Here is a 23712-nt window from a genome sequence, read left to right as displayed (position 1 = left end):
GGTTGGTGGAGCTGAAGTCCCCGTTCACGCACTGGTTCCACCAGCTGGTGCTGGTGTAGATGACCGGGTACCGGCCGGTGCGGTCGTGGTAGGTGTCGCTGAAGTCCTTGATCCAGGCGGTCATCTCGCTCTTGCTCTTGCCGTAGCAAGTCGACCCGTACGGGTTGTACTCCATGTCGAGCGCACCCGGAAGGGTCTTGCCGTCGGCCGACCAGCCACCGCCGTTGTCCACGAAGAAGTTGGCCTGAGCAGCACCGCTGGACCGGTCCGGCAGCGCGAAGTGGTAGGCGCCGCGGATCATGCCGACGTCGTAGGACCCGTTGTACTGCTGGGCGAAGTACGGGTTCTTGTAGCCGGTGCCTTCGGTGGCCTTGACGAAGGCGAACCGCATGCCTTCGTCCCACCAGTACTTCCAGTCCACATTGCCTTGGTGGCCGCTGACGTCCATTCCGTTCACCGTCGCCAGCGGTGCGTCTTTCGGCATCACCACAGGTCCGCCGCCACCTTCGTGCTTGCGGATCTGGGAACCCATCGCGTGGTCGCCGGTTTCCGGTGGGGCGGCTTCACCTTCGGGGGAGCTGGCTTGCGCGGGGCCGGCCAGGGAAACGAGCCCGGCGCAGAGCACAGCAACTGCGGAGATCAGGCGTTTCCGGCGACCGCGTGCTCTGTTGAGTGTCATCGGGGCCTCTCGGAAGTAGTTCTTGGTACCGACGGGAATGCGGTACGTCTGCCGAAAGTCTGGCGATTATTTTTCTCAATATGAAGACCTTATGTTGCTTTTTAACTACATCGGCGCAATCCGGTAAAATCGGGGATTATCGGGCGGAAAAATGGTTATTCCGAGGAACAGGGCAACTGCACTGGGGGTGCAGCACTGCCTTCAACGGATCATGAAAAGTCGCGCGACGACGTGCGCGGAATTTCTCCGGGCCGCTTTTCCAGGGGGGATTTTTTGATCACCGTCACCAAAACTGGATCTTCGCGTTCGACCTCGCGGGTGCTCCGGTCGTATCCTTCCACGAGACGGCCCCAGGCAAGAAGAACTGTGGAGGCGCCCCAGGCATGACCGGCTGGAACGCGCCGACATTCCGAGCTGATGAGGTGACCGCCGAGGTGAGCCGGGCCGGTGAGCGGCAATTCGCATCGATCTGGGCGCAGGTCATGCTTGGCACCAGCTACGTGCCGATGACCGCTGCCGAAGTGGAAGGACATCTCAACGGCTACACCGAGCGGCTGGTCGACGTACTGCTCGGGGAGCCCTTCGACCCGTCCGCGGTGCGTTCCATCGGGGTCGACCTGGTCTCGGACCACTTCACCAGCGCCGAATCGCTCGCCCGCACCGTGGAGCTGATCGGGAACCGGTTGTTGGAAACCCTCGGCCTGGCGGACGAGCCCGGTTACCGCCAACGGCTGTCCGCGATCCAGGGCTACCTGTGCTCCGGTTTCGTCCAGGCCATCCGCAAGCGCACCCTGGACGAGCAGGAAGCCATTCGGCAGGCGGTCCTGGACGCGCGCGATGCCGCCGAACAAGCGCTGCGCGCCAGCGAAGCGAGGTTCCGCGCGGTGTTCTCCGAAGCGGCGATCGGGATCGGACTCGTCGACCTGGAGGGGCGCATCCTGGACGTGAACACCCCCCTGTGCAGGATGCTCAGCCGGACCGGCGACGAGCTGCGGCGCATGCGGGTGTTCGACCTGATGCACCCCAGCGACACCGACTCGATATGGCGGAAGTACGAAGAGCTGGTCCGGGGTGAACGCGACCAGTACCGCATCGAAAAGCAGTTCCACCGGCCCGACCGCAGCACGGTGTGGACCGAGCTGATCGGTTCCCTGGTGCGCGACGAGGAAGGGCGGCCGCTCTACCAAGTGGTCATGGTGGAGGACGTCACCGAGCGCCGGACGCTGCAGGAGCGCCTGCAGCACGAGGCCACCCACGACCCGCTGACCTCCCTGCCCAACCGGACGTTGCTCACCGACCGGCTGGACGCGATCCTGCGGCGGAACGAGCCGGGCGAGCGGCTGGCGCTGTGCTCATTGGACCTGGACGGCTTCAAGGCCATCAACGACAGCCTGGGGCACCACGTCGGGGACGACCTGCTGGTGGCGGTCGCCCAGCGACTGGCCGAAGTGGTGCAGGGCGAAGACCGCATGGTCGCCCGGATGGGTGGGGACGAGTTCATCATCCTCATCGAGAACTCCACCGGCATCCGGGACGCCACCTCGGTCGCCGACCGGGTGCTGCAGAGCCTGGCCAAACCGATCCGCACCGCCGGGCAGGAGCTCACCGTCAACGCCAGCATCGGCATCGTGGAACGCCCGGTGGCCGGCCAGACCGCCGCCGAACTGCTGCGGGACGCCGACGTCACGCTGTACTGGGCGAAGGCCGAGGGCAAGGGCAAGTGGGTGCTGTTCGACGCCGAGCGGAACGCCACCGAAGTGGCGAAGTTCCAGCTCTCCGCGGAAATGCCCGCCGCTCTGGAGCGCGACGAGTTCTTCGTGGAGTACCAGCCGCTGGTCGGGCTGCGGGACTTCAACGTCGTCGGGGTGGAGGCACTGGTCCGGTGGCAGCACCCCGAGCTGGGCCGACTGGGCCCCGACCGGTTCATCTCGTTGGCCGAGGAGACCGGGTTGATCGTCTCGCTGGGTCGGTGGGTGCTGCGGCAGGCCTGCCAGGAGGCCAAGCACTGGCAGGACGAATTCGGCCAGGACGCCCCGTTCGTCAGCGTCAACCTCGCGGTGCGCCAGTCCCAGGAGCCGAACCTGGTCTCCGACGTGTCGAAGATCCTGCGGGAAACCGGGTTGAACACGGCGCTGCTGCAGCTCGAGATCACCGAGAGCGCGGTCATGGGCACCGATGAGCCGCTGGACGCCCTGCGCGCCCTGGCCGCCATGGGGGTCCGGATCGCGATCGACGACTTCGGCACCGGGTACTCGAACCTGGCTTACCTGCGGCACCTGCCGCTGCACGAGCTCAAGATCGCCGGTTCGTTCATGGCGGGTCTCCGGGAGGCGGAACGGGCCGACCCGGTGGACGCCCGGCTCGTCAGCACGCTGGTGGACCTGGCCCACACGCTGGGGTTGACCGTCACCGCCGAGGGCGTGGAGACGCACGCCCAGGCGCGCAGGCTGGCCGACATCGGGTGCGAAACCGGACAGGGCTACCTGTTCGCCAAGCCGTGCCGCCCCGAGGAGATCCGGAAGTTCATCGCCGCCAGCCTGACCGACTGACCACCGGCGTTCCGGTGGGCTACTGCTGGCTGGCCGCTTGCAGCAGCACCCGGTTCGGAATCACGGCCTGCACCGCGGAATTGAGGTTCAACCCGAGGTCGAGGTCGCCCAGCAGTTCGGGGAGCAGCCTGCCCGGGACCTGGCGGTATCCCGGCCAGTCCGCGGGGATGTGCGCGGTCGAGGTGCAGGCCGGCACCAGCTGGCTGCCGTCGGACAGCTCCGCGGCGTAGACCTGGTTGTCCTCCTCGCTGGGGGCGTACAGCAGCAGGTCGGCGTTCAGCACGGCGGGCGGCAGCGCTGACTCCGGGAGTTCGCCGGTGGAGATCTGCTGCATGACCCGCTCCAGCTCGTTCGCCGGTTCGGGTTGCCCGCTGACCAGGTCGGACGGCTGGTACTTGTCGTTGAAGGCGAACTCCTCGTCGATCTCGCCGTTGGCGTCGATGCGGTAGGCGCCGACGATGCCTTCCTGCGGCACGTTCTCGCCCTGGGCTTCGTAGCCGGGGTCGACGATGTACAGCCAGGTGCTCGGGTGCTCCTTGGCGTACTCGCGCATCTGCGCGGTGATCGGTGGCGGTTTCGGCATGGGGTCTCCTTGGTCGTTCCGTGCTCCGCACCGGCTGGGGTACAGCACCGAGCGTGCCACCGATCCGGCGGGTCGTGCGCGGGTGGACGGGCACCGGTTTCTTCGCGGGCCTCGGCCGGGACCGGTTGGTGCGAGGTGCCCGGGTCGCTTCGCGGAGGCTCGGGGAGCCAGGGCTGCTGGCGAGGAGTTCACGTGCGGATCCGGACGTGCGGGAACCGGTTCGGCGACCAGCGGACCGGTGTCCCGGGCGCGCCGCTGCGGCGGACCGGGCACGCCCGGTGAACTGTCCGAAAAAGACTACACGGGCGGAGCGGGAGCCGGTTCGCCGGTCGTCAGCCGCGCCGCTCGTCACCCGCCTGACGAGAGTCTCTCACCTGTTCGGCGTATGCGCGGAATTGCTGCCCGTCACCAAACGGACTCCCCGTGCGGATGGGAATGTCCGGCGGGTATGGTTCACCGATTCGGCTTCGGGAGCGCGCGGCGGCGCTGCACCCGTTCGGCCGTTCTTCCCAAAATTGCCGTTTTTCCAGGTCCAAAGGGTATTTTCGGGCTTCCGCCGGGGTGGCGTTGCCGTTCGGCGGAACACCAGATGGGAAGTTATTCACCCCTCCTGCGGATTGTTTGTCGACAATTCGCCAACCTCACCCGTAAGTGTGGCTCGCTGGATACGTTCCGGCGTGAACATTCGCTCGGCCCCACCCGAGCGAACCCCGAAGCGGAGGAGGGGAAACCATGAAGAAGCTGCTTCTCGGCAGCGGGGCGGGGATTGCCGCAGCGGCTCTCGCATTCGCCGGAGTTCCGGCAGGCGCCCAGCCGGAGGTCGAACTGGCGCCGCTCACCCTGCACCCCGAGGCTGCGACGGCCGACACCGCGGACACCTACATCGTCAACCTCAAGGACGGGATCGCTCCGCAGGGCGTCGCTGAAGAGCTCGGCGTGCAGGCCCGGCACCTGTACACCAACACGTTGAACGGCTTCTCGGCCAAGTTGACCGCCGAGCAGCTGGAGACGGTCCGCAAGTCCGACAAGGTCGAGAACGTCTCGCAGAGCTTCCGCATCCAGGTGGAGGACCGGGACGCCCAGGACGTCGGCTCCTGGGGCCTGGACCGGTTGGACCAGCCGTCGCTGCCGCTGGACGGGTCCTACTCCCCGTCCGGCACCGGCTCCGGGGTGACCGCGTACATCCTGGACACCGGCATCGACGCCAGCCACCCCGAGTTCGAGGGGCGCGCCTCGGTCGGGTACGACGCCACCGGCGGGGACGGCTCCGACGGGCACGGCCACGGAACCCACGTCGCCGGCACCATCGGCAGCAAGACCTACGGCGTGGCCAAGCAGGTCGAGCTGGTCGGGGTGAAGGTGCTCGACGACCAGGGCAGCGGCACCACCGAGCAGATCATCGACGGCATCGACTGGGTCGCCGAGAACGCCAGCGGCCCGTCGGTGGCCAACATGTCGCTGGGCGGTTCGAAGGACCCGGCCCTGGACGAGGCGGCCACCTCGCTGGTCGAATCCGGCGTGTTCCTCGCCGTGGCGGCCGGGAACGAGGCCCAGGACGCGGCGAACGTCTCCCCGGCCAGCGCTGAGGGCGTCTTCACCACGGCCGCTTCGGACAGCGACGACTCCTCGGCGTCCTTCACCAACTACGGCTCGGTCGTCGAAGGGTACGCGCCCGGTGTGGACATCGTCTCCACCGTTCCCGGCGGCGGCACCGAAACCATGAGCGGCACCTCGATGGCCAGCCCGCACGTGGCCGGTGTCGGCGCGCTCTACCTGGAAGTCAACCCCAGCGCCGCGCCCGACGAGGTGATCAGCGCGCTGCAGGGCCAGGCGGCCGAGGGCGTCATCCAGAACGCCCCGGCGGACACGATCGCCGACCTGCTGCAGATCGGCGACCTGTGATCGAAGGATAGGACCGCGATGCGGCGGGCCCTTTCTCAACTCGAATGGAGGAAGGGCCCGTCGTGCGTTCCCATAGGCCGTTCGGGCGTCAGCCGGAGCCTCCGGCCGGACCATTCCGGGAAGCGGAAAAGCCGCATTCCTGTCAAGCCGGTATCCGCAGCCGTTCCTGACAGTTAGTTTTTCTGACCAGGGGGGCGGAAAGTGCTCGAGGCGTTGCCACCGAGGCGCTGCCGGGCACGTGAGGAGGGGTGTGCCGTGTTGTCGGGATACACCGAAGAGCTGTCCGAGTCACCGGCTGCCGGCGTTGCAGCCACCACCCGCGCACCGGCGGTGCAGCGTTCGGTGCAGGCGCAGGTCGAAGCGCGGGCGGCGGTGGCATCGGTCGCGCGAGCGGCCGCACGCACCGCTACCAAAGGCGGAGTGCTGCAGGTGGTGCATGGAGCGCAGCGGGTCGGCCAGATGGCCTACGAGCTGCAGCGCGGCGCCAAGCAACTGGTGCAGGGCGTCGCCAAGCCGCCTTACGCCGCGACCAACCCGCTGGACTCGCTGGAGGCCCGCAAGCTCGCCGAAGGCGTCCAGTACCAGGTCATCTACGACCGCTCCGCGCTGGCCGCCCGATCTCCCCAACTGGACATCACCACCCAGTTGGTGGCCCGCGGAGAGCAAGCCCGGGTGATCCACGTCGCGCCGACCAAGCTGGTCATCGTGGACAACGAGATCGCCCTGCTGCCGCTGACGGTCAGCACCTCCACAGTGGAGAGCGCGGTGGTCATCCACAACTCCGCGATGCTGGCCGCGATCAACCGGATCTTCGAGAACCTGTGGCGGTTCGCCGCCCCGTTCACCGCTGAGCACGATCTACCGGCCAGCGACATGCAGCCCACCGAGGAGGAGCGGTGGATCCTGTCGCTGCTGGCTTCCGGGGCTACCGACGACACGATCGGCCGGCTGATGGGGTTCAGCGCCCGCACCGCGCACCGGCGGGTGCGGGAGCTGATCGCCCGGCTCGGGGTGGAAACCCGGTTCCAAGCCGGCATGCAGGCGGTGAAACTGGGCTGGCTGTGACCGCCTCCGCCGGGCCGTCGGGGACGGTGCCGCCCCGGCGGCCCAGCGCTATACGGTCTTGGCGTGGCCAGTCGTCGGAACGTCGACCTCGCTGAAGTGCGGCGTGCGGTCGCGGCGGTGCAGCAGTGGCTGTCCGGCACCGCCCCCCAGCCGCCGCGGACCGAACTCGCCGCCGCGGTGCGCACCACCCTGCGCTGGTTGGCGCAGACCGCCCCGGGGCGGAGCGTGGAGGTGCGGGTCCCCCCGTTCGCCGCGGTGCAGTGCGTGGAAGGTCCCCGGCACACCCGCGGTACGCCGCCGAACGTGGTGGAGACGGACCCGCGCACCTGGCTGGAGCTGGCCACCGGGCGCACCGGCTGGCAGGAAGCACTGGACGACGGCCGGGTCAGCGCTTCCGGGACCCGAGCGGACCTGTCCGACTGGCTGCCCCTGCTCGCCCCCACCCGATGAGCCGCGGCCGTCTTCCCGTTCCGCACCCGCCGCTCGACTCCTCGTCCGGCCGGGAACGCCGTCGTGGCGCGGCGTGCTCCCCGGTTGCACGCGGCGTGGCGGTGACGCGCGTGAACCGGGGGAACAGCAGTGGTAGCTGTGAGAAGGCTCAATCGACCGAGGGAAAATCCAGGCGGAGTCCGGCTTACACTGAGGTGCAACTCCGGCTCCGTTCCCGAGGGAGTTTTCGGTGGTCACCGACCGGCTTGAACCGGACAACGCCAACATCCAGGCGGACTCCGCCAGCGCCGCTGATGTCGAACGCGACGTCCCACGCGAAGAATGCGGTGTTTTCGGGGTTTGGGCGCCTGGTGAAGAAGTCGCCAAACTGACCTACTACGGCCTGTACGCCTTGCAGCACCGCGGCCAGGAAGCCTCCGGCATCGCGGTGGGCGACGGCTCGCAGGTGCTGGTGTACAAGGACCTCGGCCTGGTCAGCCAGGTGTTCAACGAGCAGACGCTGGCCTCGCTGCGCGGGCACATCGCCGTCGGGCACGTGCGCTACTCCACCACCGGCGGTGGCAATTGGGAGAACGCGCAGCCCACCTTCCGCACCATGGCCACCGGAGCGTTGGCGCTCGGCCACAACGGCAACCTGGTCAACACCGCCGAGCTCTTCGAGCGGGCGGTCGCCGAGGGGGCTGATGCGGGAAGCGCCGCCAACGCCTCCGCCCCGGTCAGCTCCTGCGACCGGGCCACCAGCGACTCGGACCTGGTCTGCGGGCTGCTCGCCGCGAACGCCGAGGACAAGGGCATCGAGCAGGCCGCCATGGAGCTGTTCCCGACCGTGCGCGGGGCGTTCTCCATGGTCTTCTGCGACGAGAACACCCTCTACGCGGCGCGCGACCCGTACGGGGTGCGTCCGCTGGTGCTCGGCCGGCTGGAGCGCGGCTGGGTGGTCGCCAGCGAAACCGCGGCCCTGGACATCGTGGGGGCTTCGTTCGTCCGCGAAGTGGAACCGGGCGAGCTGCTGGCGATCGACGCCGACGGGTTGCGCTCCCAGCACTTCGCCAACCCCCAGCCGAAGGGCTGCATCTTCGAGTACGTCTACCTGGCCCGGCCGGACACCACGATCGCGGGCCGCTCGGTGTACGGGACGCGGGTGGAGATCGGCCGCCGGCTCGCCCAGGAGCACCCGGTGGAGGCCGACCTGGTGATCCCGGTGCCGGAATCGGGCACCCCGGCCGCCATCGGCTACGCCCAGGCCTCCGGCATCCCCTACGGGCAGGGGCTGGTGAAGAACTCCTACGTGGGGCGCACGTTCATCCAGCCCTCCCAGACCATCCGCCAGCTGGGCATCCGGCTGAAGCTGAACCCGCTGCGCGAGGTGATCCGCGGCAAGCGGCTGGTCGTGGTCGACGACTCGATCGTGCGCGGCAACACCCAGCGCGCCCTGGTGCGCATGCTGCGGGAAGCCGGTGCCATCGAGGTGCACGTGCGGATCGCTTCCCCGCCGGTGCGCTGGCCCTGCTTCTACGGGATCGACTTCGCCTCCCGGGCTGAGCTGATCGCCAACGGGCTGGACAATGACGGTGTGCGGCGGTCCATCGGGGCCGATTCGCTGGGTTACGTGTCCCTGGACAACTTGATCACGGCGACCGAACAGCCCCGCAACCGGATGTGCGCTGCCTGCTTCGACGGCCACTACCCGATCCCGCTGCCCGAGGACGCCCGGCTCGGCAAGTACCTCCTCGAAGGAGGGGAGGAACGAGGCGTGGCAGGACCGGCGGAGCCGGAACTGCCGAACAGCTACGGTGCAGCGGACGCGCTGCGCCGGCCGTGACCGGGCGCGCCCGACCGACGGGCGCCTGCCACGCGTAGCGCGGCCGTGCTGCACGTGCGCTTCCGGCGAATCGCAAACACGCACCAGATGTGGAGCTAGTCGTGTCCGAAGACCTGCTCGCAGGGTCTGATCAGAACGGGAATGAGAAAGCCACCTACGCCGCCGCGGGGGTGAGCATCGAGGCCGGCGAAGAGGCCGTCGAGCTGATGCGCCCGTGGGCGAAGCAGGCCACCCGGCCCGAGGTGCTCGGATCGCTCGGCGGCTTCGCCGGGTTGTTCCAGCTGAAACTGGACCGGTGGAAGGAGCCGGTGCTGGCTTCGTCGACCGACGGGGTGGGCACCAAGATCGCCGTCGCCCAGGCCATGGACCTGCACGACACCGTCGGCATCGACCTGGTGGCCATGGTGGTGGACGACCTGGTGGTCTGCGGGGCCGAGCCGCTGTTCCTGCAGGACTACATCGCCGTCGGTCAGGTCGTTCCGGAGCAGGTCGCGGACCTGGTGAAGGGCATCTCGGAAGGCTGCGTGCAGGCCGGTTGCGCCCTGCTCGGCGGCGAGACCGCTGAGCACCCGGGGCTGATGGCGCCCGGCGAGTACGACCTGTCCGCCACCGGGGTGGGCGTGGTCGAGGCCTCGGCGATGCTCAGCCCGGAGAAGGTGCGCCCGGGCGACGTGGTGATCGCCATGGGGTCCTCCGGGCTGCACTCCAACGGCTACTCGCTGGCCCGCCGGGTGCTGCTGGACATCGCCCGGATGCCGCTGGACGGCCACGTCGAGGAGTTCGGGCGGACCCTGGGCGAGGAGCTGCTGGAGCCGACCCGGATCTACGCCAAGGACTGCTTGGCGATGGCCGCCGAAACCGAGGTGCGCACGTTCGCGCACGTCACCGGTGGCGGGTTGGCGGCCAACCTGGCGCGGGTCATCCCCCCGGGCCTGACCGCGGTGCTGGACCGCGGCAGCTGGACGCCGGCCCCGGTGTTCAGCCTGATCGCCCAGCGCGGCCGCGTCGCCCAGGAGGAGATGGAGCGCACCTTCAACATGGGCATCGGCATGGTGGCCGTGGTGACCGCCGAAGACGTGGACCGCGCGCTGGCGGTGCTCACCGCCCGGCACGTTCCGGCGTGGGTCGTCGGGGAGATCGCCAAGCAGCCGAACGTGGAAGGCGCGGGCGAGGACGACCGGGTGGTGCTGCGCGGCAGTCACCCGCGGTTCTGAGCCGCTGAGCGGCCGGTGCGAGGAGCACCGCGCCGGCCGCCGCCCCGACCGGGAGGCGTTGCGAACACCCCGGCGGTGGTTTCCGCCGAGGGCGGGTACGCCCCGGACATGCGGACGTCCTGGGCCGTCGCCAATGCGGCGACGCTGCACTGCCTGACCGGGTGCGCCATCGGCGAAGTGCTGGGAATGGTGATCGGCAGCTCGGTCGGGCTGCCCAACGCCGCGACGATCGCGCTCGCCGTGGCGCTGGCGTTCTTCTTCGGCTACGCGCTCACCGCCTCCAGCGCGCTGCGCGCCGGACTGGGCTGGCGGCGCGCGGTGCGGATCGCCCTGGCCGCCGACACGCTGTCCATCGCGGTCATGGAGCTCGTGGACAACGCGGTGGTGGCAGTCGTCCCCGGAGCGATCGAAGCCGGGATCACCAGCGGTCTGTTCTGGGGCTCACTGGCAGTCGCGCTGGCGATCGCGTTCACGGTGACCCTGCCGGTGAACAAGTGGCTCATCGAACGTGGCAGAGGTCACCACGCCGTGCACCACGTGCAGCACCGGTGACGCCGCGTCCGGCCGCGGAGCGCACCGCCGGACAGCGACACCGCGCGGTGGAGTGGAGAACCGCGGGTGGCGCCACCGGAGTGGCACCACCCGCGGTCGTTCAGTGTCTCGTGGTGACCTGCGAACCTGTCAACTCCACCCGCACGTCGAGGGTGACGACTCCCGGCGCACACACCACACTGAGCGCACAGCAGAGGAGTGCTGTGGGACTCAGCGGAGGTGCGCGTCAGCGCCGGTCGTAGTCGTAGTCGTCGTACCCGTCGTCGTACGAGTCTTCACGGTCCTCGTTGGACCACTCGCCAGACCGTTGCGCGGACAGCTCTCGCTGCAACGCCTCGATGTCCATGGCGGGGGAGTTGTACTTAAGCTCGCGGGCCACCTTCGTCTGTTTGGCCTTAGCCCGGCCGCGCCCCATGGCTCGACCCCCTCGCGCAGGGTGTGTGCGGGGCGGACAGGGGAAGTCGGCCCCGCATGATCTCGACAACGTTTCCTGTACCTACCGTACCGTGTCGACGCCGTTCTATGCGACGTGGTGTCGGCTCTGAGTCAGCGTGTCTTGGGTGATGTCGCCCTCTTTCCTCGGACGCCACCCGTTCGGCCGTACGGCAGCCAACAACAACCGCCTGACCCGGACGTGGCAACATGCACGCTGTGCCTGAGCCGTTCGTCGCCTACCTGAGGGTGTACGAACCCCTGTCGTCGTTTTCGTCCCCGTTGCGGGAGCAGCTGGCCAGGGCGGCGGAGGACAAACCGCTCGACCTGTTCGACGCCGGCCGGCTGGAGCAGCAGGTCTGGCTGCGCAACCAGCTGGCCCTGCCGCCGAGGCTGCTGCCGGAGGACCGGGACGAGGTCCCCGACGTGCTGGTGCTCGACCCCTCAGAAGTACCGGCCGGGCCGGACGCCGTGTCCGGTCCGGGGCCGCTGGTGTGCCCGCTGGACCTGCGCGGCCGGTCCGCCGCCGCCCTGGTCGGGTTCCTCGGCGCCGCAGAGCCGTCGCTGCGGGCTTCGGTCCTGCCGGTGCCGGCGGACCGCGCCAAGAGCCGGGCCCAAGCGGTGATCAGCGAGCTGTCCGGTGCTCCCGTGCACGTGCTGTCCTCCACCTGGACCGTTCCCCTGCCGTGGTTCACCGCCGTCGATCCGGCGGAACGGCGCGTCCTGCAGCGGGACGGCCAGCGCCGGGTGTGCTGGCGCACCACGATGACCGAGGCCCAGCGCCGCGTGGTGCGGGCGCACGCGGTGTGCGAGCGTTCGATCGGGGAGAGCGGGCCCACCCGCCTCCTGCTGGAGCTCAGCCGGTGGCTGGAGCAGTTCCACTCGCACGCGGCGGTGGAGCTCGACTACGGCGGGCTGACCCAGATGATGTCGGACAGCGACCTCGACGCGGACTCCTCGGCCGAGGACGTGCACGCCATCATCGACGCGATGGAGCTGGACGACTCCGCGGAGGTCGCGGCCCGGTACGAGGCGCTGCGCGACTACTGGGCCGAGTTCGCCGCCCGGGAGCACCACAACTGACCCCCGGGGCGGGAACGGTGCGTTCGGCGCGGAGCGCGCCGCCGGGCGTCACAGACCGCGCTCGCGGGCCAACAGGTCGTCCACCGAGGCCGCGCCTTCCCGGTAGCGCCGGGCGATCTCGTCGTTGAGCCGGTCCACCACCTGCTGCACCTGGCGGCGCAACCGGGACACCGAGTCCTCCTCGGCGACGTACGTGGCCAGGACCTGGTCCAGCTTCTGGTCCGGTAACGAGGTGACGTCCGACAGGTCCACGTCGGAGACCAGCGCCTCGACGTGGCGGCGGTGCGCTTCCGCCCGCGACGGCTCGATCGTCTGGTACCGGCCGGAGCCGGTCGCCGGGCCCACCGCGTTGTCGGCCAGGATGCTCGCCAGCTGGTCGACGACGGGAGCCGAGCCCCCTTCCCGGCGGCGGCGCTGCTCGGCCCGGACGATGTCGATCCGGGCGTGCAGCACCCGGCGCAGGTAGGAGAGGTCCGTCTCCTCCTGGGCCGCCTCGTCCCGCAGCTGTCGCACCTCGCTGAGCGCACAGCGGTCGATGCCGCTGGTGTAGTCCGGTGACAGGACCCTGTCGATGCGGCGTCGCCCGCCCGGGCGGACTTCGATCACGTGCCCTTCCTCCGGTCGTCAGGTCGGGTTGCCAACGCGTGCTGGCAGCGGTGCGGTCACCTGCCGAAATTACGGATCCCCACGAGAGCGTGGGCGGTTGTGCCAGGGCGTGGTCTTGCGCAACCGGGGTACTTCACCCGATTGCCGCAGCCTGCGCGCTCTGCCGTGCAACTAAAGGCATACCCGCTGGGCATGTCCATAGGGTCCGCCATTCGGGTGCGAATTACCGCATCAACGCCCGCGCAGGCCCCGCATCGCAGCTCGCCCCGGCGGTTCCCCGGTGTCCGGCGGCACCGAGTCGGGATCCACCGCCGCCGCCACCGCCCGGTCCTGCTCCGGGTCCCCGGCCATCAGCTCGGCGTCCACCGGAGCGGTCCGCTTGAGCAGGGCCAACGCGATCGGGCCGAGCTCGTGGTGCTGCACCACGCTGCCCACCCGGCCGACCTGCCGCTCGCCCAGCCGCACCGGGTCCCCGGTCTCCGGCTGGACCTCGACCGAACCGTCCAGGTGCAGCAGCACCATCCGCCGCGGCGGCTTGCCGACGTTGTGCACCTTGGCCACGGTCTCCTGGCCGCGGTAGCAGCCCTTGGCCACGTGCGCTGCGACGTCGATCCAGCCCAGTTCGTGCGGGATGGCGCGGTCGTCGGTGTCCAACCCCACCCGCGGGCGCAGCGCCTCCACCCGCAGCGCCTCGTGGGCCAGCGTCCCGGCCGGCCGGATGCCGGCATCGGTCAGCTTGATCCACCACTCCGCCAGCGATGCCCGCGGCACCACCAGGTCCGCGGTGTACAGCGAGCGGAACGGCACCTGGCGGGCGAAGCCCCCACCGGGCAGCGCCACCACCTCGTAGGGCTGCTTCGGGACGGCGGTGAACTGCTCCAGCAGCCCGGGCGCGTCCGGCCCGACCACGGTGAGCACCGCGAACTCCGCGGACGCGTCCCGCGGCTCCACCTTGGACCAGAAGCGCATCGCCTCCAGGTACTCCAGCAGGGACTGCTTGCCGCCCTTGGGCAGCGCGCTGGTCGCCTGCGCGCCCGGGTCGGTGTCCAGGTACACCACGCCCTCGTGGTGGGCCACCAGCATGTGGCAGTCCACGTGGCCGTTGCTGTCCAGCACCAGCGCCTCGGTGCCCCGCCCCTCCGGCAATTCGCTCACGTGCTGGGAGAGGACCAGGTGCAACCAGCTGAGCCGCTCCTCGCCGGGGACCGCGATCACCTGCCGGTGCGAGCGGTCCACCACCACCGCCGAGCGGGTAGCGGAGCGCTGCTCGGCGAACGGATCACCGAAGTGCCACGGCACCCCGGCGTCCGGGGAGTCCTCGGGTGCTGGCACCGCACCGGGCTGTTGCAACAGAGGGGAACTCATGTGCGCTCCTAGCTGCTGTTCCGGCAGTCGCGGCAAAGGCCTGACAAGGCCAAGTGCGTGGCATCGAGCGCGAAACCGCGCTCGAGGTCGAGCAACCGGACGAGATCGTCGAGTATTTCCGCGGGCACTTCTTCCAACCGGCCGCACCGGTGGCAAGCCAGGTGGACGTGCTTGTGCTCCTTCGTGGAGTAGGTCGGCGCCCCACGGCCGAGGTGGGTGTGCCGGACCAACCCCAGCTCCTCCAGCAGGTCCAGCGCCCGGTAGACCGTGGTGATGTTCACCGTCGGGGCGGTTTCCTGGACCTTGCGGCAGACCTGCTCCGGAGTGGCGTGCCCCAATTTCCGGACCGCGTCGAGCACGAGCTGGCGTTGCGGGGTCATCCGCATTCCGCGCTGATGCAGGACACTGCGCAGCGATGCCTGGTCGCTCAAAGCTGCTCCCGTGGGGCGGTCCGTACCGGCAACCCGATCGTAGCGCTGTGCGCCGACCCGCCTGGCGGCTTGACTCCTCCTCGCCGCCCCGGCCATCTAGGCTGCGAGCATGCGCGTACTGGCTTTTCTGGATGGCACCATCGCGGACCCGGAGACACCTCTGATCCGGGCGGACGACCTCGGCTTGCTGCGGGGCGACGGGGTGTTCGAGACGATCTTGGTCGTCAACCGCGAGCCCCGCGAGCTGGGCCCGCACCTGGACCGGCTGGCCCGCTCCGCCCGACTGCTGCAGTTGCCGCTGCCGGGACGGGGCGAGTGGGAAACCGCGGTGCGAGCGGTGATCGACCACTGGCCGTGGGACGACGAACCGGAGCTGTCGTTGAAGCTGGTGTGCACCCGCGGCGTGGAGGGCTCGGACGTGCCCACCGCGTTCGCCCTGGGCAACCCGGTCGGCGCGGACACCCGGCGCAAGCGCACCGAGGGGGTTTCGGCGATCACGCTCGAACGCGGCTACGCCCCGGACCTGATGGAGCGGGCGCCCTGGCTGCTGCTGTCGGCGAAGACCCTCTCCTACGCGATCAACATGGCGGCCATGCGGGAGGCCGAGGCGCGCGGCGCGGACGAGGCCATCTTCACCGCCACCGACGGCTCGGTGCTGGAAGGCCCGACCTCCAACGTGGTCCTCGCCCGGGGGCGGACGCTGATCACCACCCCGCCCTCGTCCGGCATCCTGCGCGGCACCACGCAGGGGGCGCTGTTCCGCGCGGCGGAGAAGGCCGGTTGGGAGACGAAGCTGGAGAGGTTCCCGGTGGAGGACCTGTTCACCAGCGACGGGGTCTGGTTGGCCTCCAGCGTCCGGCTGATCAGCCACGTGCACACCATCGACGGCACCGCGGTCAAGTTCGACCCGCAGCTGCACCAGGAGATCGTGGACCTGTACGAGTCCAACTACTGAAGGCCGCTCCAGGGCCAGCGGTGGCCCGAGCGGGCCCGGCGAGACCGGAAGCGCCGGCGGGATCGCCGGTGGAAGCCGCTCAGCCCGCGCCGAGGTGCTCGCGGGAACGGCCGGGGCGGTCGCCGAGCCAGCGGTGCCGCTCAGCCCGCCGTCCGACAGGGCTGCGCCGTGCAGCGGTCGCCCCGCGCGCAGGGTTCACCACCGGAGAGCTGGCCCCGTGCCGACGGACCCGGCGCGGGGCAGTGGTCCTTCGCCGGCGGCCCAGCTCAGCCGACGACCCGGTCCAGCTTCGCCGACAGCCGCGGCTGCAGCTCGTGCTCCGAGGTGGCCCGCTCCTCGACGTAGGCCAGCGCGCCCTCGACCACGCCGTAGAGCCGGCTGGCGGCGGTCACGTCTTCCGCGCTCGGGGTGCGCAACACCGCGTCGGTGCCGAACTCCCACGAGGTCTGGTTCCGCGGCTTGCCGAAGAACATCTCGGTGACACCGGTGGAGTGCGTGATCAGCAGCTCGATGGTGTCGTCCGGCTGCGGGCGCCAGAAACCGACCTCCCGGAAGGCCGGTCCGACGACCTCGCCGCCCGGCTTGTCCAGGCGCCACGCGCGGCTCTCGTAGGTCAGGAACGGCCGCCCGTCGTGCGCGATGGTGACCTGCTGGATGAACCGGTACGACTCCTCCAACGAGGGGTGCGACGCCTCTCCTTCGCCGCGCCACACCCCCACCAGGGGCAGCAGGGCCAGGCAGGAGTCGTGGAGCGAGGGCCCCATCCGCAGGTTCGCGGTGTCCGCCTCGCCCGGCAGGTCGTCCAGTTCGGGAACGTTGCGGTGCCGGGTGTGCTTGGCGCGTTCGGCGGCAGCGCGCACCGCCGCGTCGCCGCTACCCGGTTCCGGCTGATTCGGCGTCGCAGTCATTTCCCCGAGATTATGCGTCAGCGGGTTCAGCTCTTGTACAGGCGGTAGACCACGTAGCAGGCGAACCAGACGGTCGCCACCGCGGCGACGCCGACCAGGCCGACAAGTCCGTAGTGCAGAAAGTCGATGAGTTCCACGCGCAAAGGATAACCACCGCGGAGTGGGTTCGGGGTGTGGCGTCGGGCATGATCTGGGGGATCGGATCAATCAGGACGGTTCACATGGACTTCGAGACTCTGCGCGACCGGGCCCTGGCGTTCCGCACCGAGCTGCTGGCCCGCAAGGAGAAGATCGCGCCCGCTGATTTCGACTGGTACCCCTACGACACGATGGCGAACATCCTGCACCTGGATGCGCTGCCCACCGGAAAGCACCGGGAGGTGCTCACCGGGCTGGCCGGGAGCCGGATCGCCGACATCGGCGCAGCCGACGGCGACTTCGGCTTCTTCCTGGAAGCCGAGCTGGGCTGCCAGGTGGACATCATCGACAACGCCCCCACCAACTTCAACGGACTGCGCGGGGCCCGCCGGCTGGTCACCGAGCTGTCCTCGACGGCCCAGGTGCACGAGATCGACCTGGACACCCAGTTCCGGCTACCCGCCGAGCACTACGGGGCGGTGTTCTTCCTCGGTCTGCTCTACCACCTGAAGAACCCGTTCTACGTGCTGGAAACCCTGGCCCGGCACGCCGATGTGTGCTTCCTGTCCACCCGGGTCGCGCAGGTCACCCCGGACGGCACCCCGATCAAGGAGCAGCCGGTGGCGTACCTGCTGCACGCCACGGAGGCCAACAACGACCCGACGAACTACTGGATCTTCAGCGAGACCGGCCTGCGGCGGCTGTTCGACCGGACCGGTTGGGAAGTGCTCGACTTCACCACCGTGGGCTGCCAGGAGGGTTCCGACCCGCGCAGCCAGGACCGCGACGAGCGGGCCTTCGCCCTGCTGCGCTCCCGGCAGGCGCGGTGACGGCACGGGCGGGGCCGGGCACCCGCCTGGGCACCCGGCCCCGCCCGCTGCCAGCTTCGATCAGGCCACCGCGACGTCCACGGCGTGCACACCGGGTCCGTCAGCCGACACCGTCGCCTGGCCGCTGCCGCTGCGGTGCAGGGCGCGCACGGTCCAGCTGCCCGGTGCCGCGTAGAACCGGAAGTCGCCCTCCGGTCCGCTGACCACCTCGGCGGTGAACTCACCGGTGGAGTCCAGCAGGCGGACGAAAGCGCCGCCCACGGGCTGGCCTTCGGAACGGATCTTGCCGGTCACCACAACCTGATCGGTGTCCTCCGCCACCGGAGTAGCCGACTGCTGCGGTGCTCCGCATCCATCCATGCTGCGCTGCTCCTATTCGATCAGTTGCCTGCCTGCTCGGACGGGTTCTCCACCGGAACGCCCACCAGCGAACCGTACTCGGTCCAGGAGCCGTCGTAGTTCTTCACGTTCGGCAGACCGAGCAGCTCGTGCAGCACGAACCAGGTGTGCGAGGAGCGCTCGCCGATCCGGCAGTAGGCGATGGTGTCCTTGGAGGTGTCCAGGCCGGCCTCGGTGTAGAGCTCCTTGAGCTCCTCGTCGGACTTGAAGGTGCCGTCCTCGTTGGCCGCCTTGCTCCACGGCACGTTGATCGCGGTCGGGACGTGGCCGGCGCGCTGCGCGGCTTCCTGCGGCAGGTGCGCCGGGGCGACCAGCTTGCCGGCGAACTCGTCGGGCGAACGCACGTCCACCAGGTTCTTGTTGCCGATGGCGTCGACGACCTCGTCGCGGAACGCGCGGATCGAGTTGTCCGGCTCCTGGGCCTTGTACTGGGTGGCCGGCCGCTCCGGGACGTCCTTGGTCAGCTCGCGGCCGTCCAGCTCCCACTTCTTGCGGCCGCCGTCGAGCAGCTTGACGTTCTTGTGGCCGTAGTAGCGGAAGTACCAGTACGCGTAGGCGGCGAACCAGTTGTTGTTGCCGCCGTAGAGGATCACGGTGTCGTCGTTGCTGATGCCCTTGGCGGACAGCAGCTTCTCGAAGCCCTCGCGGTCGACGAAGTCGCGGCGGACCGGGTCCTGGAGCTCGTTGCGCCAGTCCAGCTTGATGGCGCCGGGGATGTGGCCGGCGTCGTAGGCGGTGGTGTCCTCGTCCACCTCGGCGAACACGATGCCCGGGGTGTTGAGGTTCTGCTCGGCCCAGTCAGTGGTGACCAGGACGTCTGCACGGCTCATTGAGCGGCTCCTTCGTTGTGCTGTGTATCCGGATCAACGGGTGTTCGTGGCGGACAGCCCGCTGGGGGCCAGCCGCCGGATGAGCAAGTACATCTGGCAGCCCAGGCAGAAGCCGAAGACCGCGTTGAGCAGGGCGGCGATCAGTGCGAACGCGTTGGCGACCAGTCCGAACGCGGTCCACTCGGCGGCGTACCCGACCGTGGCTGCTAAGGCGAAGACGAATCCGACCCCCTGGGAGAACCGGACGGGTGCCGGCTCCTCGCGGTCGGCGGGATCGATCGGTGCCAGTCGGGGCTGCACCGCCTTGCGGTACAGGGCACCCCACGGGTTCAAGCGCATTCCGATGAACGCGCACAGGCCGAACAGCACAGTCTGCGCGGCCATCACTCGCCAACTGGTGGTGAGCAGCCCGATGGCGAGGATGGTGCTGGTGATTGCTGCGGTGAACCGGACACCGCGCGGATCGAGCTTTTCGGCGGGCATGGGGCCTCCTGACTGTGGACATCAGTTGCTGAGTCCGTCAGGCGGTAGGGCTGATCCTTGCGCTGGCACGCAACCGTGCAAGGTGCAGCCGTACTACCGCCCGGTCAGTGCCCCTAACACAGGCTGCTGCCCACGCGGCAGAGATCAACCGCGCGCCTTCGGGTCAGCAGTACACGCACACCGGGCAGGTTACCCGGGGGTGCTGATTACCGGAAAGATTGTTCACCAAGTGGGACGGAGGCTACCGAGATTCACTCCGACGCGGTTGACTTCGCTGTTCGTGCCTCTGTTCAGGCGAGCAGCGGCTGCAACGTCCGGGTGAGCTCTTCGCGGCGCGGCACCCCGTGGATGCGGAACAGCTCCCGACCTCCCCGGTCCAGCACCAGGGTGGTGGGGGTGCGGTGGACGCCCAGCGGCTCGCTCCACTCCGGGTGGTCGGTGAGGTCCACCTCCACGTGCTGCACGCCCTCGGTGCGCTGCGCGAAGTCGCCGAGCAGGATCCGGGTGTGGCGGCACGGGGCGCAGAACGCGGTGGACAGCTGCAGCAGCACCACCTGGGTGCTCGGTGCGGTGTCCGCGCTGATCTTCTCGGCCAGTTCGTCGGGGAGTCGGTTCAACACGGAGTCCTCGGTCTCGTTGCGGCGGATCCGGCCCTCACGCCACCGCCATACCACGCCGAACAGCACTGCCGCCAGCACGCTGACCAGCAGCGTCCACGCGCCGGCCGTCATCGCGAGCTGACCCCTCCGGACCCGAGGGTGACGTCCTCGGCGGTGCCTTCCACGACCAGCACGTCCCGCTCCACCCGGATCGCGGTCGGGGTCACCTCGAACGGCAGCTGCCCGGGATCCACCGTGGTGGCGAACTGGTTCAGCACCGACTCCTCGAACACCGGCGGCAGGTCGATCTGCCCCAGCGCGCTGTTGTTCAGGGAGAGCTTGCGGGGTTGGAAGTGCAGGAGGCCGTTCTGCAGCGACAGCTCCGCGAGCACCTGCACCTCGTTGCTCGAGCCGGCGATGTTCACGGTGCCGGTGAACTGGGCCAGCTCGCTGGCCTGGTCGTTGCCGTTCTCGCTGCCGGCCAGCTCGTTCTCCGAGGCCGGTCGGACGGTGAGGTTGTGCACGCCGATCATCCGGCCGATGTCCGGGCTGTGCAGGCGGACCTGGCCGATCAACCGGTCCACCGGGATCTCCTCCACCTGGCCGCCGACGACGTCGGACAGGGCGACCCGGGCGTGGTGGAGGTTCGCCTCGATGCCGACTTCGCTGAGGTCGCCCACCTGCAGGCCCCGAGCGGTGATCGCCACGTCGCGGTAGTCCCCGCGGACGGCCTGGGTGAGGAAGGGGAAGCCGTTGACCCGGACCTCGGGCGGTTCGGCGAGCTCCAGTTGGGCCTGCAGGCGCTTGGCCACCTGGTGCTCGGCCACCGCGGCGGCGCCGAAATCCACGCCCACCAGCACGCCGAGCACGATGACGACGACGATCGCGAACTTCTTCACCGAGCGGTCCGTTCTGGTCGGGGACAGGGGTGGTTCGCAGCCGTGATCAGCCGCGGCCGGGGTCGGTCATGGCCACTGTATCCCTTGCCCACCGCATGATCCGGTCCGCCAAGTCCGGTGTCACAGAACTTTCCGCGTGCCGCATGCCCGGAACGAGCCAGAGCTCGCCGTTGCCGGCTTCGCTGAGCGCGACCGCTTCCGCTGGCGGGAAGTAGTGGTCCTCCGCACCGTGCACGAGCAACAGCGGGATCCGGACCTGGGAGACCAGCTCGATCGGGGACCGCGGCACTTCCCGCCACTCCGGGCCGAGCCGCACGCCCAGCAGGCGCGCGGCGAGCCGGCCGGCCGGGTGCTCCAGCAGCCAGTGCACCCGGCGCATCGCCGCGGTGTCCCGGACCCACCAGCGGGCCGGGCTGCTCACCGCGACCGCCGCGTCCGGGGCGTGCTCGGAGAGCGCGGCCTGCCGGATGACCACCGAGCCGCCCAGGGAAAAGCCGACGGTCACCACCCGGTGGCACCCCCGTTCGCGCAAAAATCCCACCGCGGCGTCCAAATCGATCACTTCGTCGGCGCCCACGGTGGTTTTGCCGCCGGAACGACCGTGCCCGCGAAAATCCACGCCCACGGTCGGAGCGCATTGACCGAAATGGTGCAATATTCGTCGCACAGCTGGTTTGCCGACGTGGTTGGTGAACCCGTGCACCACGGCAAATCCCAGGCCATCGGCGTTCCTCCGACCGGGGTGGAAAATTCCGTTCAACCGGGTCCGATCGGCGGCGACAAGAGAAATACGACACATATCTGTAATCTTCTGACGCATGGTGTTCACAAATGTGACATTGCCCTTCGGTCCTGGGAGTTTCCGAGGAATTTCGATTATTCTGCCTGCCATACGCAGGCAATGGCGCCGAGCTATCCGCCGGTTGTTTGGTCATCCACCTGGCCGACGGTCCGAATCCGCCTAGGACGGAGGCCCCCATGAGCTCTGAATTGCTGCTGCTGACCAATAATTCCGACCGGGAAGCTGTGCTCCCCGCGCTGGCGCTGTTGCCCCACCGGGTCCGGTCGGCTCCCGCGGACCCCGGATCGGTCCTGGGCGGTGGTTCGCCGGACGTGATCCTGGTCGACGCCCGCACCGACCTGGCCGGTGCTCGAGACCTGTGCCGTCTGCTGTCGGCCGGGGACACCCCGGTCGCCGCCGTGGTCAACGAGGGCGGTCTGATCACCATCAGCGCCGAATGGGGTGTGGACGACATCCTGCTGCCGACCGCCGGCCCCGCCGAGGTGGACGCCCGCCTCCGCCTGCTCGTCTCCCGCAGCAACCGCGGAGCCGGGGACAGCAGCACGCTCACCGTCGGGCACCTCGTCATCGACGAAGCCACCTACACGGCGCGGCTGAAGGGGCGGACGCTGGAGCTGACCTACAAGGAGTTCGAACTGCTCAAGTACCTCGCCCAGCACGCCGGTCGGGTGTTCACCCGCGCGCAGCTGCTGCAGGAGGTGTGGGGGTACGACTTCTTCGGCGGGACGCGCACCGTGGACGTGCACGTCCGGCGGTTGCGGGCCAAGCTCGGCCCGGAGTACGACTCGATGATCGGCACCGTCCGCAACGTCGGTTACAAGTTCGTCAGTCCGCCGCGGACGCCGTCGCCGGTGGAGGCGGAGCCGCTGGAGGCGGAGCAGGCCCAGGAGCAGGAAGAAGTCGAAGTTCCGGTCGTTCCCCAGCGGTGACCGCCGGCCTCGTCCCAGCCGTTCCGGGCCGTGCGGGAGGTCTCCCGCGGCAGCTGTCCCGGCCACATCCTGGGTAACGTGCGGGGTGTGCAATTGACGTGGCGAAACGGACTGGACAGCGGCGAAGTGGCCGAAGTGGTGGAGCTGCTCGCCGAAGCTGAAGCTGCGGACGGCGTCGCCCCGGCAGGTGAGCAGGTGCTGCTGCGCTTGAACCAGCACCGCGGGGTTTCCGACCAGATCGAGCCGGTGCAGGCCGACGTCCGCTCCGAGCACTTCCTGATCCGCGACGAGGACGGGACCCTCGTCGGGTACGCCCACCTGGACACCGAGCAGGAGCGGGACGCGGGCCTGCTGGTCGCCGAGCTCGCGGTGCGGCCGGAGCACCGGGGGAAGGGCGCCGGGACCCAGCTGGTCGAGGCCCTGCTGGACCGGGCCGATCTGCCCGCCGAACCGGCCCCGGACACCGGGCGGCTGCGGATCTGGGCGCACGGCGAGCACCCGGCCGCGGCTCGGCTGGCGGAGAAGTTCGGGTTCGCCCGCCCGCGGGAGCTGTGGCGGATGGGCCGCGAACTGGCCGGGGCGGAGCTCCCCGAGGTGGAGCTCACCGGGGGAGTCCGGTTGCGGACCTTCCGGCCGGGGCAGGACGAGCCGGCGGTGGTGGCGGTCAACCGGCGGGCGTTCTCCTGGCATCCCGAGCAGGGCGGGATGACCGAGGACGAGCTGCGGCTCAAGGAGGACCAGGACTGGTTCGACCCGGCCGGGTTCTTCCTGGCCGAGGGCTCGGGCGGCGAGCTGCTCGGCTTCCACTGGACCAAGGTGCACCCGGACGGCACCGGTGAGGTCTACGTCGTGGGCGTCGATCCGGACGCCCAGGGGCGCGGGCTCGGGAAGTCACTCACGGTAGCCGGTCTGCGGCACCTGCGGGACATCGGCTGCCGTCACGCAATGCTGTACGTCGAGGCCGACAACGCCCCGGCGGTGAAGGTGTACCGCCGTCTGGGGTTCGACAAATGGGACGTGGACGTGCAGTTCGGGCGCTGATGCATGGTGCTTTATATCACTCTCCGCGAAAAAGACGAGCTCAGTTCCCCTACAAGGATGGTCCTCCGCTTACTCAGCGTGCCTTGTTCACCGTGAGTTCACCTCAATGGCGGGAGCGCGCCACCCGAGCTGCTTAGCGTCGGAATGGCGGTGAGAGGTCGGCCGG

The 23712-nt window shown here is 69.4% G+C and carries 26 protein-coding genes; 12 read left to right on the top strand and 14 right to left on the bottom strand.

Annotated features, from left to right (window positions below):
• Positions 1-679: GH25 family lysozyme (locus SREC43747_RS19820; protein ID WP_037331863.1), on the bottom strand; the 679-nt coding region annotated here is incomplete at its 3' end.
• A 383-nt stretch (positions 680-1062) separates the two neighbouring features.
• Between SREC43747_RS19820 and SREC43747_RS0112075 the strand changes: the two genes are divergently transcribed.
• Positions 1063-3228, top strand: a complete 2166-nt coding sequence (locus SREC43747_RS0112075; protein ID WP_081722553.1) for a putative bifunctional diguanylate cyclase/phosphodiesterase — start codon at positions 1063-1065, stop codon at positions 3226-3228.
• A 19-nt stretch (positions 3229-3247) separates the two neighbouring features.
• On the opposite strand, the gene SREC43747_RS0112070 is transcribed toward SREC43747_RS0112075, so the two are convergent.
• Positions 3248-3811 carry a type VII secretion system-associated protein gene (locus tag SREC43747_RS0112070; RefSeq protein ID WP_029721501.1) on the bottom strand — a complete coding sequence of 188 codons (564 nt, stop codon included), beginning with the start codon at positions 3809-3811 and terminating at the stop codon, positions 3248-3250.
• A 732-nt stretch (positions 3812-4543) separates the two neighbouring features.
• Here SREC43747_RS0112070 and SREC43747_RS0112060 point away from each other — a divergent pair.
• The 6 genes from SREC43747_RS0112060 to SREC43747_RS0112035 all read left to right on the top strand — a co-directional run bounded on the left by SREC43747_RS0112060 (position 4544) and on the right by SREC43747_RS0112035 (position 10816).
• Positions 4544-5713 (top strand): S8 family peptidase, encoded by a 1170-nt coding sequence (locus SREC43747_RS0112060; RefSeq protein WP_029721500.1) that lies wholly within the window; start codon positions 4544-4546, stop codon positions 5711-5713.
• Positions 5714-5968: 255 nt separating this feature from the next.
• Positions 5969-6778, top strand: coding sequence for a helix-turn-helix domain-containing protein (locus SREC43747_RS0112055; protein WP_029721498.1), 810 nt, complete (start codon positions 5969-5971; stop codon positions 6776-6778).
• Between the two features lie 63 nt (positions 6779-6841).
• Complete coding sequence (locus tag SREC43747_RS0112050; protein ID WP_051387975.1) at positions 6842-7228, top strand: sterol carrier family protein; 387 nt, start codon at positions 6842-6844, stop codon at positions 7226-7228.
• A gap of 265 nt (positions 7229-7493) precedes the next feature.
• Positions 7494-9050 (top strand): amidophosphoribosyltransferase, encoded by a 1557-nt coding sequence (gene purF, locus SREC43747_RS0112045; RefSeq protein ID WP_051387976.1) that lies wholly within the window; start codon positions 7494-7496, stop codon positions 9048-9050.
• A 101-nt stretch (positions 9051-9151) separates the two neighbouring features.
• Complete coding sequence (gene purM / locus SREC43747_RS0112040) at positions 9152-10264, top strand: phosphoribosylformylglycinamidine cyclo-ligase (protein ID WP_029721495.1); 1113 nt, start codon at positions 9152-9154, stop codon at positions 10262-10264.
• A gap of 15 nt (positions 10265-10279) precedes the next feature.
• The gene (locus tag SREC43747_RS0112035) at positions 10280-10816 is read left to right on the top strand and encodes a DUF4396 domain-containing protein (protein ID WP_306413787.1); all 537 of its coding nucleotides are present in this window, start codon (positions 10280-10282) and stop codon (positions 10814-10816) included.
• 226 nt (positions 10817-11042) lie between these two features.
• Here the strand turns inward: SREC43747_RS0112035 and SREC43747_RS0112030 are convergent, their stop codons facing one another.
• A complete protein-coding gene (locus SREC43747_RS0112030) occupies positions 11043-11231 on the bottom strand; it encodes a DUF3073 domain-containing protein (protein ID WP_029721493.1) in 189 nt (62 codons plus the stop codon).
• 227 nt (positions 11232-11458) lie between these two features.
• Here SREC43747_RS0112030 and SREC43747_RS0112025 point away from each other — a divergent pair, with 227 nt between their 5' ends.
• Positions 11459-12331 (top strand): DUF8083 family protein, encoded by an 873-nt coding sequence (locus tag SREC43747_RS0112025; RefSeq protein WP_029721492.1) that lies wholly within the window; start codon positions 11459-11461, stop codon positions 12329-12331.
• A gap of 48 nt (positions 12332-12379) precedes the next feature.
• On the opposite strand, the gene SREC43747_RS0112020 is transcribed toward SREC43747_RS0112025, so the two are convergent.
• From SREC43747_RS0112020 to SREC43747_RS0112010, 3 genes are all read right to left on the bottom strand, one after another.
• The gene (locus SREC43747_RS0112020; RefSeq protein ID WP_029721491.1) at positions 12380-12937 is read right to left on the bottom strand and encodes an RsiG family protein; all 558 of its coding nucleotides are present in this window, start codon (positions 12935-12937) and stop codon (positions 12380-12382) included.
• A 231-nt stretch (positions 12938-13168) separates the two neighbouring features.
• Complete coding sequence (gene ygfZ / locus SREC43747_RS0112015) at positions 13169-14302, bottom strand: CAF17-like 4Fe-4S cluster assembly/insertion protein YgfZ (RefSeq protein ID WP_029721490.1); 1134 nt, start codon at positions 14300-14302, stop codon at positions 13169-13171.
• A gap of 8 nt (positions 14303-14310) precedes the next feature.
• Positions 14311-14733, bottom strand: a complete 423-nt coding sequence (locus SREC43747_RS0112010; RefSeq protein ID WP_029721489.1) for a Fur family transcriptional regulator — start codon at positions 14731-14733, stop codon at positions 14311-14313.
• Positions 14734-14842: 109 nt separating this feature from the next.
• Between SREC43747_RS0112010 and SREC43747_RS0112005 the strand changes: the two genes are divergently transcribed.
• Positions 14843-15688: an aminodeoxychorismate lyase gene (locus tag SREC43747_RS0112005; RefSeq protein WP_029721488.1), complete on the top strand. Its 846-nt coding sequence runs from the start codon at positions 14843-14845 to the stop codon at positions 15686-15688.
• 266 nt (positions 15689-15954) lie between these two features.
• Here the strand turns inward: SREC43747_RS0112005 and SREC43747_RS0112000 are convergent, their stop codons facing one another.
• On the bottom strand, positions 15955-16596 hold the full coding sequence (locus SREC43747_RS0112000) for a heme-binding beta-barrel domain-containing protein (protein ID WP_029721487.1): 642 nt from the start codon (positions 16594-16596) through the stop codon (positions 15955-15957).
• Between the two features lie 221 nt (positions 16597-16817).
• Between SREC43747_RS0112000 and SREC43747_RS0111990 the strand changes: the two genes are divergently transcribed.
• The gene (locus tag SREC43747_RS0111990; protein WP_029721486.1) at positions 16818-17564 is read left to right on the top strand and encodes a class I SAM-dependent methyltransferase; all 747 of its coding nucleotides are present in this window, start codon (positions 16818-16820) and stop codon (positions 17562-17564) included.
• Positions 17565-17624: 60 nt separating this feature from the next.
• On the opposite strand, the gene SREC43747_RS0111985 is transcribed toward SREC43747_RS0111990, so the two are convergent.
• The 7 genes from SREC43747_RS0111985 to SREC43747_RS0111960 form a co-directional block, all read right to left on the bottom strand.
• Complete coding sequence (locus SREC43747_RS0111985) at positions 17625-17924, bottom strand: DUF1416 domain-containing protein (RefSeq protein ID WP_029721485.1); 300 nt, start codon at positions 17922-17924, stop codon at positions 17625-17627.
• A 20-nt stretch (positions 17925-17944) separates the two neighbouring features.
• A complete protein-coding gene (locus SREC43747_RS0111980) occupies positions 17945-18793 on the bottom strand; it encodes a sulfurtransferase (RefSeq protein ID WP_029721484.1) in 849 nt (282 codons plus the stop codon).
• A gap of 33 nt (positions 18794-18826) precedes the next feature.
• Positions 18827-19276, bottom strand: coding sequence for a DUF4395 domain-containing protein (locus tag SREC43747_RS0111975; protein WP_029721483.1), 450 nt, complete (start codon positions 19274-19276; stop codon positions 18827-18829).
• Between the two features lie 113 nt (positions 19277-19389).
• Positions 19390-19455: a putative leader peptide gene (locus SREC43747_RS22290; protein ID WP_368681316.1), complete on the bottom strand. Its 66-nt coding sequence runs from the start codon at positions 19453-19455 to the stop codon at positions 19390-19392.
• A 111-nt stretch (positions 19456-19566) separates the two neighbouring features.
• The gene (locus SREC43747_RS0111970) at positions 19567-20007 is read right to left on the bottom strand and encodes a TlpA family protein disulfide reductase (RefSeq protein WP_029721482.1); all 441 of its coding nucleotides are present in this window, start codon (positions 20005-20007) and stop codon (positions 19567-19569) included.
• Positions 20004-20774 carry an LmeA family phospholipid-binding protein gene (locus tag SREC43747_RS0111965; RefSeq protein WP_029721481.1) on the bottom strand — a complete coding sequence of 257 codons (771 nt, stop codon included), beginning with the start codon at positions 20772-20774 and terminating at the stop codon, positions 20004-20006. Before SREC43747_RS0111965 ends, SREC43747_RS0111970 begins: the two co-directional genes overlap by 4 nt.
• Positions 20775-20820: 46 nt before the next feature.
• Positions 20821-21573 carry an alpha/beta hydrolase family protein gene (locus tag SREC43747_RS0111960; RefSeq protein WP_037331849.1) on the bottom strand — a complete coding sequence of 251 codons (753 nt, stop codon included), beginning with the start codon at positions 21571-21573 and terminating at the stop codon, positions 20821-20823.
• Between the two features lie 179 nt (positions 21574-21752).
• On the opposite strand from SREC43747_RS0111960, the gene SREC43747_RS0111955 reads away from it, so the two are divergent.
• Complete coding sequence (locus SREC43747_RS0111955) at positions 21753-22505, top strand: winged helix-turn-helix transcriptional regulator (RefSeq protein WP_029721479.1); 753 nt, start codon at positions 21753-21755, stop codon at positions 22503-22505.
• An 87-nt stretch (positions 22506-22592) separates the two neighbouring features.
• Positions 22593-23546, top strand: a complete 954-nt coding sequence (gene mshD / locus SREC43747_RS0111950; protein WP_081722556.1) for a mycothiol synthase — start codon at positions 22593-22595, stop codon at positions 23544-23546.
• The last annotated feature ends 166 nt before the right edge of the window (positions 23547-23712 follow it).

Source organism: Saccharopolyspora rectivirgula DSM 43747 (genome assembly GCF_000497205.1).
Lineage (GTDB): Bacteria > Actinomycetota > Actinomycetes > Mycobacteriales > Pseudonocardiaceae > Saccharopolyspora > Saccharopolyspora rectivirgula.
Note: the sequence above shows the minus strand (reverse complement) of the source record. Positions and strands in the feature narration are given on the sequence as shown.

Excerpts from the sequence above, each read along its gene's own strand:
- SREC43747_RS0112075 (WP_081722553.1), top strand. The coding sequence starts at position 1,063 with ATGACCGGCTGGAACGCGCCGACATTCCGAGCTGATGAGGTGACCGCC.
- SREC43747_RS0112070 (WP_029721501.1), bottom strand. The coding sequence starts at position 3,811 with ATGCCGAAACCGCCACCGATCACCGCGCAGATGCGCGAGTACGCCAAG.
- SREC43747_RS0112060 (WP_029721500.1), top strand. The coding sequence starts at position 4,544 with ATGAAGAAGCTGCTTCTCGGCAGCGGGGCGGGGATTGCCGCAGCGGCT.
- SREC43747_RS0112030 (WP_029721493.1), bottom strand. The coding sequence starts at position 11,231 with ATGGGGCGCGGCCGGGCTAAGGCCAAACAGACGAAGGTGGCCCGCGAG.
- SREC43747_RS0112025 (WP_029721492.1), top strand. The coding sequence starts at position 11,459 with ATGCACGCTGTGCCTGAGCCGTTCGTCGCCTACCTGAGGGTGTACGAA.
- ygfZ (WP_029721490.1), bottom strand. The coding sequence starts at position 14,302 with ATGAGTTCCCCTCTGTTGCAACAGCCCGGTGCGGTGCCAGCACCCGAG.
- SREC43747_RS0112005 (WP_029721488.1), top strand. The coding sequence starts at position 14,843 with ATGCGCGTACTGGCTTTTCTGGATGGCACCATCGCGGACCCGGAGACA.
- SREC43747_RS0112000 (WP_029721487.1), bottom strand. The coding sequence starts at position 16,596 with ATGACTGCGACGCCGAATCAGCCGGAACCGGGTAGCGGCGACGCGGCG.
- SREC43747_RS0111990 (WP_029721486.1), top strand. The coding sequence starts at position 16,818 with ATGGACTTCGAGACTCTGCGCGACCGGGCCCTGGCGTTCCGCACCGAG.
- SREC43747_RS0111985 (WP_029721485.1), bottom strand. The coding sequence starts at position 17,924 with ATGGATGGATGCGGAGCACCGCAGCAGTCGGCTACTCCGGTGGCGGAG.
- SREC43747_RS0111980 (WP_029721484.1), bottom strand. The coding sequence starts at position 18,793 with ATGAGCCGTGCAGACGTCCTGGTCACCACTGACTGGGCCGAGCAGAAC.
- SREC43747_RS0111975 (WP_029721483.1), bottom strand. The coding sequence starts at position 19,276 with ATGCCCGCCGAAAAGCTCGATCCGCGCGGTGTCCGGTTCACCGCAGCA.
- SREC43747_RS0111970 (WP_029721482.1), bottom strand. The coding sequence starts at position 20,007 with ATGACGGCCGGCGCGTGGACGCTGCTGGTCAGCGTGCTGGCGGCAGTG.
- SREC43747_RS0111960 (WP_037331849.1), bottom strand. The coding sequence starts at position 21,573 with ATGTGTCGTATTTCTCTTGTCGCCGCCGATCGGACCCGGTTGAACGGA.
- SREC43747_RS0111955 (WP_029721479.1), top strand. The coding sequence starts at position 21,753 with ATGAGCTCTGAATTGCTGCTGCTGACCAATAATTCCGACCGGGAAGCT.